Annotated in this window: 9 protein-coding genes and 1 pseudogene; 8 read left to right on the top strand and 2 right to left on the bottom strand. The window is 43.9% G+C overall.

Annotation, left to right across the window (positions count from 1 at the left end):
* From EI164_RS17105 to cueR, 3 genes and pseudogenes are all read left to right on the top strand, one after another.
* Nucleotides 1-151: pseudogene (locus tag EI164_RS17105) on the top strand (IS30 family transposase); the annotation flags it as partial.
* 50 nt (nt 152-201) lie between these two features.
* Nucleotides 202-2,679, top strand: coding sequence for a heavy metal translocating P-type ATPase (locus tag EI164_RS12490; RefSeq protein ID WP_192520279.1), 2,478 nt, complete (start codon nt 202-204; stop codon nt 2,677-2,679).
* Nucleotides 2,680-2,776: 97 nt separating this feature from the next.
* Entirely contained in the window at nt 2,777-3,166 is a 390-nt protein-coding gene (cueR, locus tag EI164_RS12495) for a Cu(I)-responsive transcriptional regulator (protein ID WP_192520280.1), read from the top strand.
* 86 nt (nt 3,167-3,252) lie between these two features.
* Here cueR and EI164_RS12500 read toward each other — a convergent pair whose 3' ends face one another.
* The gene (locus EI164_RS12500) at nt 3,253-4,131 is read right to left on the bottom strand and encodes a LysR family transcriptional regulator (RefSeq protein WP_192520281.1); all 879 of its coding nucleotides are present in this window, start codon (nt 4,129-4,131) and stop codon (nt 3,253-3,255) included.
* 90 nt (nt 4,132-4,221) lie between these two features.
* Between EI164_RS12500 and EI164_RS12505 the strand changes: the two genes are divergently transcribed.
* Nucleotides 4,222-4,662 (top strand): PACE efflux transporter, encoded by a 441-nt coding sequence (locus tag EI164_RS12505; RefSeq protein ID WP_192520282.1) that lies wholly within the window; start codon nt 4,222-4,224, stop codon nt 4,660-4,662.
* A gap of 70 nt (nt 4,663-4,732) precedes the next feature.
* Here EI164_RS12505 and EI164_RS12510 read toward each other — a convergent pair whose 3' ends face one another.
* Nucleotides 4,733-5,653, bottom strand: a complete 921-nt coding sequence (locus EI164_RS12510) for a LysR family transcriptional regulator (protein ID WP_192520283.1) — start codon at nt 5,651-5,653, stop codon at nt 4,733-4,735.
* Between the two features lie 183 nt (nt 5,654-5,836).
* Here EI164_RS12510 and EI164_RS12515 point away from each other — a divergent pair, with 183 nt between their 5' ends.
* The 4 genes from EI164_RS12515 to EI164_RS12525 all read left to right on the top strand — a co-directional run bounded on the left by EI164_RS12515 (nt 5,837) and on the right by EI164_RS12525 (nt 8,560).
* Nucleotides 5,837-6,514, top strand: a complete 678-nt coding sequence (locus EI164_RS12515; protein WP_192520284.1) for a glutathione S-transferase family protein — start codon at nt 5,837-5,839, stop codon at nt 6,512-6,514.
* A 121-nt stretch (nt 6,515-6,635) separates the two neighbouring features.
* On the top strand, nt 6,636-7,754 hold the full coding sequence (locus tag EI164_RS12520) for a zinc-binding dehydrogenase (RefSeq protein ID WP_192520285.1): 1,119 nt from the start codon (nt 6,636-6,638) through the stop codon (nt 7,752-7,754).
* Nucleotides 7,755-8,058: 304 nt separating this feature from the next.
* A complete protein-coding gene (locus tag EI164_RS17110; protein ID WP_225739278.1) occupies nt 8,059-8,238 on the top strand; it encodes a hypothetical protein in 180 nt (59 codons plus the stop codon).
* Nucleotides 8,207-8,560 carry an META domain-containing protein gene (locus EI164_RS12525; RefSeq protein ID WP_225739279.1) on the top strand — a complete coding sequence of 118 codons (354 nt, stop codon included), beginning with the start codon at nt 8,207-8,209 and terminating at the stop codon, nt 8,558-8,560. Before EI164_RS17110 ends, EI164_RS12525 begins: the two co-directional genes overlap by 32 nt.
* The last annotated feature ends 125 nt before the right edge of the window (nt 8,561-8,685 follow it).

Consider the following 8,685-nt stretch of genomic DNA (forward strand, 5'->3'; position numbering starts at 1 on the left):
CGGCCTTATCAGAGAGTACTTGCCTAAGGGTTGTGACTTTAGACAAGTCTCTGATAATGAAATACAGGACATTGAGAACAAACTAAACAACAGACCAAGAAAACGATTAGGGTTTAAGACGCCTATGCAGGCGTTCTATAATATTAATTAGCATTGCACTTGGTGTGTTAATCTAAGTAGTTAAAAACGACAGAGGTTGTTATGAAAACAATAAACACCGAAACCCCTACCCATCAAGAAGTTCTGAGCATTGAAGGCATGAGTTGCGCCTCTTGTGTCGGGCGCATCGAAAAACAATTAAAAAAGATTGAACACGTGGAAAACGCTGAGGTAAACCTTGCCACTGAACAGGCAACGGTATACGCCTCTCAGCCTTTAGATGTTACCCAGCTAAACACAGCGGTAGAACGCGCAGGCTATAAAGTAACGCCCATTAAACCGATTGAGCTATCAATAGAAGGCATGAGCTGTGCTTCTTGTGTTGGACGCGTTGAAAAATCTCTAAAGAAAATCTCAGGCGTACAACAAGCCAGCGTCAATCTTGCAACCGAACGAGCCTTGGTACAAGCGAATACCCAAATCAACACAGATGATCTGATTGAAGCCGTTAAAAAGGCGGGCTATGAGGCCAAACTGGTAAAACCAGACCAAGGTGAGCAACAGGAAAAGAAAACCTCGGAGCAAAAGCAGCTTAAACGAGATTTAGGTCTGTCTGTCCTGTTGTCATTGCCCGTATTCATTTTATCCATGGGATCACATATGATTCCCGCCTTTCATACGTGGGTAGCGAATAACCTCGGTACTCAGCAAAGTTGGCTGATACAATTTGTATTAACCACACTGGTATTGCTCTTTCCAGGGCGCCGCTTTTATCAAAAAGGCATGCCAGCCTTATTGCGTTTTGCCCCCGATATGAACTCGCTAGTGGCAATTGGTACCATCGCGGCTTATGGGTTCTCTCTCATAGCAACCTTTATGCCGCAAGTCCTACCTGACAGCACGGTACATGTCTATTACGAAGCCGCTGCTATGATTGTGAGTTTGATTTTATTGGGTCGTTATTTTGAGGCAAAAGCCAAAGGCCGCACTTCTGAAGCCATTCAACACTTGGTGGGCATGCAGGCAAAGACAGCTCGTGTACAGCAAGATGGCAAAGTCGTCGAAATCCCTGTCGAAGACATCACCGCACAAATGACAGTTGAGATTCGTCCAGGTGAGCGTGTCCCTATCGATGGCGAGGTGATTGATGGTCACAGTTATATCGATGAGTCTATGATTACCGGTGAGCCGGTTCCAGTAAAAAAACAAGCCGGCGATCAAGTGGTCGGCGGTACTATCAACCAAAATGGTACTGTGAATATCCACGCAACAGCCATCGGTGAAGACTCTGTGCTGGCGCAAATCATTCGTATGGTAGAACAAGCCCAAGGCTCTAAACTACCGATTCAAGCGTTGGTGGATAAAGTCACCATGTGGTTTGTACCAACGGTGATGTTCTTGTCCGCGCTGACTTTTATCGTTTGGTTGATTTTCGGCCCTGATCCAGCATTAACCTTTAGTTTGATTAATGCCGTTGCGGTACTTATTGTCGCCTGCCCTTGTGCAATGGGACTGGCCACTCCCACATCTATCATGGTGGGTACAGGGCGCGGTGCAGAGCTGGGTGTGTTATTCCGTAAAGGTGAAGCACTACAGTCACTACAAGAAGTGAGCGTGGTTGCCGTTGATAAAACAGGGACATTGACTGAAGGCAAACCTACGTTAACGGATTTTCAAGTTCAGCAAGGGTTTGAGAAAGAACAAGTCTTACGTGTACTAGCGTCAGTTGAAGCAAAGTCTGAGCATCCAATTGCACTGGCTATCGTGCAAGCCGCAGAGCAACAAGACATTCAATTACTCCCTGTTACTAACTTTGAGGCGATGACAGGCTTAGGGATTCAAGCAAGTGTATCCGGACAAGTGATTCACATTGGCGCAGATCGTTACATGCAGCAATTGGGGTTTAATGTCGCAGCTTTTGAGCAGGATGCGCTACGTTTGGGACAAGAAGGTAAAACTCCTATTTATATCGCGATAGATGAGCAGTTGGCCGCTATTGTTGCCGTTGCCGATCCTATTAAGGAAACGACTCATACTGCCATCGCAGCATTACATCAGCTGGGCTTAAAAGTAGCCATGATTACCGGTGACAATCGCCATACTGCACAGGCTATTGCCAACAAATTAAATATCGATCAAGTAGTAGCAGAAGTATTACCCGAAGGGAAAGTAGATGCGATACGTACGCTACAAGAACAATATGGCCAAGTAGCATTTGTGGGCGACGGTATCAATGATGCTCCTGCACTCGCCCAATCTGATGTTGGTTTAGCGATTGGCACAGGTACAGACGTGGCCATTGAAGCTGCTGAAGTTGTACTCATGTCAGGTAGCTTACAAGGTGTACCTACCGCGATTGCCTTAAGCAAGGCGACTATCAGCAATATCAGACAAAATCTGGCTTGGGCGTTTGTCTATAATGTCGCCTTGATTCCGATTGCGGCAGGCGTGTTATATCCCGCGTTTGGTATATTGCTATCGCCCATTTTTGCGGCTGCCGCCATGGCGCTGTCTTCTGTATTTGTACTAGGTAATGCGCTACGCTTGAAGTATTTCAAAGCACCTACCATTACAGAGTAAATATAGAATCGTAAAGCATATCCATATAGGGTTTAGATACACAGATTATTTAAACCCTTTTGATATTTAAGTCCCTTTTCAAGTTAGAAGGATAGTTATGAATATTGGTCAAGCATCAAAGCAGTCAGGCATCTCCTCAAAAATGATTCGTTATTACGAAAAAATAGGCGTGCTCGATACGGCAAAACGCTCGAATTCAGATTATAGAATGTATTCTAAAGAAGATGTCGAGGATCTAAGCTTTTTAAGACATGCTCGTGATTTGGGGTTTTCTTCTAAGCAAATGAAAGAGCTACTGTATCTGCGTAAAAACACCAATCGGCAGAGCGCGGATGTTAAGCAGTTAACACAAGAGCATATCGATACGTTAAACCAAAAAATTGCTCAATTGCAGGAAATGGTCGACGCTCTACAGAACTCTTTTGATAACTGCGCAGGCGATGATAATGCAGATTGCGCTATTTTAGAGGATATAGGACAAGGTTAAAAAGTTAATTGTCGTACCATCATGCCAGCGTAGAAATATAAGTATGTAGAGGCATAAATCACTCAATTTAGTTGCTGATTTTGTGATTACTTATTCAAATCAATCGCAGCCGATTTTAGCCAAGTCGCCGCTTTACCTAAAGCGCGCTCTTTATGCCAAATAAGGACTAAAGCCACTGGCCAGTCGCGATCATCATAGCCCAATGTTGGTGCAACTATAAGACCACTGTCTAAGGCGCTAGCAACCACATGCTCAGGTACAAAAGCCCAACCTAAGTTACGCTGTACTAGCTCCACGATGACCCACTGACTCTCAACCCACCACACATCCGACGCTATTCGTAATCGTGCTTGATCTTCACTATGATTACGAGTAGCTACCAGTAGTTGCCGATAGCGTTTTAACTCATCCCATCCTATTTTTGGGCTATTCAACTCATGCTCTGGGGCGCAAACCACCTTAAGCATCTCCCAACCCAAAATATGAAAATTTAGCGTCGAAGGCAACATGTCTTGATACCACATAATGCCCAAATCAGCTCGTTTCTCTATGACTAGCTGACTCACGTCTTCCATTAAAGGAAACAGTAGCTCTAGCTCCACACTAGGAAATCGACATGAAAACTCATCTAACAAAGCACCCAATCGTTCTAAAGGGTATAGCTCATCAACCGCTAGCACCAACCTACTCTCTACGCCCTCGCCCAAACTTTTGGCAACCCCGCGAAAGTGTTCACAGCGCCCAAGTATCACTCGTGCTTCTACCAATAGACGCTCTCCAGCTGGCGTCAAAATTGGATAACGACCGTCACGCACAAATAATAAGTTATCCAAATCTATCTCTAAATTAGAAACAGCCGTGCTGATGACAGACTGCGCCTTACCCAGTTGCCGCGCTGCCGCTGAAAAAGAGCCTGTTTCTACAGTCGCGACAAAGGCTTTTAGTTGCTCTAATGAAAAGCTCATCTATCTGTATATCCTATAGGTCCTAACTTGGTTATCCAATTTTAACAGATACAATAGCCAAATAAATCATTAATTTAATTGGATATCTCGATGCGCACTACTAGAGATCGTATTCGCCATACATTAGGTTTTGAGGTCATTGGTCTAATCATATTTATACCCTTGGCAAGTTCGGTATCTGGCTTTGACAGTCAATTGGTAGGTAGCATGGCTGTTGTTGGCTCAATCATCGCGATGCTATGGAACTATTTTTATAATTGGGTATTTGATGGGGTCTTGTTGAAACTGCGTGGAGAGCTAGATAAGACTATTTTATTGAGGATATTACATGCATTTTTATTTGAAGCTGGTTTGCTGTCACTGTACCTACCCCTGATTGCGTGGTACTTACAGATCAGCCTGTGGAGTGCGTTTTTGATGGGCGTGTCTATGGCTACTTTTTATCTGGTGTATGCCTTTTTCTATAACTGGATTTATGACAAGGTGTTTCCTATTCCAAAAACGTATCTTGCATCTCAGTTTAGTCACTAAATCATGCTAGACGCTGCAATGTTTTCTAATCGGTTTTTATAGTCGGTTATCGGTTGATGCTTGTTAACTTTTATAACGCTTCTGCTTCATTAGAGACCTTTATCCTCTCAACCAAAAAGTCTACAGCGGCTTTTACTTTTGGCACCAGATAGCGCTGCTTTTGATACAGCAAATACACGGCCATATCAGCATGTTGCGTAATCGCTAACCGATGCTCGAATTTAATCTCCTGTAACGCGCCTGACTCAAGATACGATGACAACGCCCAGTGAGTAGACATTAAAATACCCTCACCATTACAAGCTTTTTTGACCAACCATGGCCCGTTATTTGAGATCGCAACTGCTGGCCCCGAAACATCATGCCACTGGTCATCCACGTGGCATAGCCAAGGCGTTGGCCCGTTTGGCGCTTTAAAATACAGTCCTTTATGTTCTTTTAACTCCATTACGTGACTAGGTACACCATGTGCTTTCAGGTAACTGGGCGACGCAACTGGTATAAACCCATTGTCCATGAGCCTAATAGCAATCACTCGCTCATTTGGTGCGTAACCACCGCGAATCGCAATATCTACATCGTCACGCCCTAATGCGGATAGCTCATCACTGAGACTGACATCCAATACAATCTCTGGGTACAACTTACCAAACTCATCTAACAACGGCAGTAGTATCTTTTCACCAAAACCCACCATAGAGCTGATTCGCAAGCGCCCCATGGGCGTCGTTTGATAACTGCGCACCGTTTCTTTGCTTTGTTCTAGCTGGTTCAATATGTGCTGCATATCATTGTAATAAACCTGCCCTACTTCAGTCAGCTTTACGACTCGGGTCGAGCGCTTTAATAATGTCGCGCCCAAACTTTTTTCCAGATCGGACACCCGCCTTGATAGTGATGATGGCGGCACATTAAATGCACTTGCTGCTTTAGTAAAACTGCCTGTTTCAGCAACTTTGCTAAAATACCGTATGGCACGTAATTGATCCAACTGACCTCTCCATTGAGTAAATAGTCTAGTATTTTCGCCTTATTATTGTCTTAAAAGCAATAGTGATTCACGTTATTCCTTATATATAACCACATTAAAACCAGTAATAATGTGGTTAACTTGAACGTCGCAATTAAAACACGATTAAAAACAACCTGTACGTCAACAATGGAAGAATGACTTATGATTACTTTGCACGGCTTTGCAGCAAGCAACTATTACAACATCGTAAAACACACACTTTTATATAAAGGTATCCCATTTCAAGAAGACCTTTTGTACGCTGGTAGCGATGACTTATTAACCGTCAGCCCAGTGGGTAAAGTGCCTGCCATCACAATGCCTGATGGATTTAATCTGTCAGAATCTAGCGTGATTTGTGACTTCCTTGAGGAAACATATCCAGAAAAGCCGCTATACCCAAACGATGCAGCAGAACGCGCGACTGTACGTCAAATCATGAAAATAGCAGAGCTGTATTTTGAGCTGCCAAGTCGTCGCCTGATTCCTTATGTGTTTTCTGGTACTCAAGCGCCTGATACGATCAAAGACGAAGTTCGCCAAGTATTAAGCCGCGGTATTATTGCCTTGAATCGCTTATGTAAGTTCTCTCCTTGGATTGCAGGCGAGCATTTCACCATGGCTGATATTTATGTTCATTATGTCAACGTTATTGTCAGCGCCTTTGCTTGCACCCAACTTGACTGGGATGTTCTGGCAGAAGTGGAAGGCATGAAAGAATGGAACAAGTCAATGAGCCAAACCGATATTGCTCAGACCGTAAATGCAGACAGCCAAGCGAATATGCCTGAGTTTATGCAGCATGTGACTGCCCAAATTAAAGCCGCAAACGCTAAATAAAATGTGAGCTAATAAAAATTAGCCACATTAAGAGAATTACCAAAACTCAATAACCTACAGAACGACTAATACCATCAAGGGATTGGTCTAAAAAATATAACTATTCACAGGAGAAAATCTTATGACAGATAAAAACATCCAACTGACCTCAACGATTAGCGAAGACAATAAACTAACATTGGCTTTACAAGACATTGATATGCCGCAGCCAGGTGCTGACGAAGTCGTGGTTCGTATTGAAGCTGCGCCGTTGAACCCATCTGATTTAGCAGTTCTATTCAGCGTCGCTGATATGTCAACGGCTGCACAATCTGGTACAGACGAAAACCCAGTTATCACCGCTGACGTGCCAGCCAAGTTTATGCCATCTGTCAAAACTCGCGTTGGCAAGGACACGCCAGTCGGTAACGAAGGCGCAGGTACAGTCGTCGCAGCAGGATCATCTGATGCAGCACAAGCATTGATGGGTAAAACTGTTGCGGTCATCGGTGGTGGTACGTATCATTGCGTCAATGTACAGAGCTGCCTAGCGCTAAAAGAAGGCACGACGGCCACCGAGGCCGCCTCTTCTTTTGTGAACCCGCTGACCGCTCTAGCTATGGTCGAAACCATGCGCGCTGAAGGACATAAAGCCATCGTACATGCGGCGGCTGCTTCTAGCCTCGGGCAAATGCTAAACCGTATCTGTATGGCGGATGGCGTAGACCTAGTAAATATCGTCCGTAGAGATGAGCAAGAGACGCTATTGCGTGATATGGGCGCAAAATATGTGGTTAACTCAAGCAGCGAGACGTTCCTTGCTGACTTAACAGCGGCAATTGCTGAAACAGGCGCGACAATTTCGTTTGACCCTATCGGTGGCGGTCAGTTAAGCAGTGACATCCTTAACTGTATGGAAGCCGCGATCACTCGTGACGTAGAAGAGTACAGCGTCTATGGCTCTAACACGTTTAAGCAAGCCTACATCTACGGCGCACTAAACCGTGGCCCTATTACGCTAAACCGTAACTTTGGTTTTGCGTGGGGCGTGAATGGCTTCTTGCTGTTCAATGCGCTTGCTAAACTTGGTACTAAGACAGTCGTTAAGATGCGCCAACGTGTGGCTGATGAAATCACCACTACCTTTGCTAGTAACTATACGCATGAAGTGACATTGGCTGAAGCATTACATTTACAGTCAATTGCGGCTTATGGCAAGCAAGCAACAGGTGAGAAGTATTTGATTACGCCTCAAGGCTAATGGTTGCTGGCAGCGTCATGTAGAAGCAGCTTTGTAATAATAAAAAAGCAGATACCTAGAGTGTCTGCTTTTTTATATTTAATGATTATTACGCGGTGTTAGTGAAAGGCGATAACTTATCTTTTTTGAATACTAACTCTGTGAATGTTAGTTCTTTGAATCTATCTTCTTTGAAGCTTCCTTATTTGAAAATTAAAGCATTCTTGCAGTTATATAATTTCTTTGTGATAATTAGCATTCAGACACCCTAACTTTTAAATACAAATATTAAAAATTTAGATTATCTACTTTCTGAGAGATTGCTATGAACAACACAACGAAAATAATGATGGCATCCACGCTTGTGATGAGTGTACTTGCGACTGGCTGCCAAACAATGACTGACATTACCACGCCAGCCGTACAGCCAGTCACAGCAGAGACGTTAGAGGCGAATAATTGGCGTCTTATAGATGCCAAGCTTAATAACGGAGAACTTGGTTGAGGCGTTGTTTTTCGATCCATCAAGACCATTAACACTGGACTTTATGACTGTTGAAGACCGCAGTATGATGAACCTCATGAATACTTGCAACAACATGAGCGCGGGATACAGTGTGGCGGATGGCGAGGTAGAACTGAGCGCAATCAGAAGCACTCGAATGGCCTGCCCTGAACACTTAGCAAAGTTTGATAGTGCTGCCGCTACGACAGTACAAGGCAAATACAGCTTTGGTAAAAATAGCGATAACAACCCTGTATTAATCGTTACGAATGACAACCAAACAGCTCACTTTAAAGCAGTCCCTAAAACAAAGACACCTTGATTACTGCGTGCATAGCTCTATCCTGAAATTATGAATAATGCCTCACTATAAATTAGCGAGGCATTATTTATAGGACTTACGCAAAACCAGAGATATATTGCCAACCTAAAGCATAGCGTAGTACC

This window comes from Psychrobacter sp. FME13 (assembly GCF_014861395.1).
Taxonomy (GTDB): domain Bacteria; phylum Pseudomonadota; class Gammaproteobacteria; order Pseudomonadales; family Moraxellaceae; genus Psychrobacter.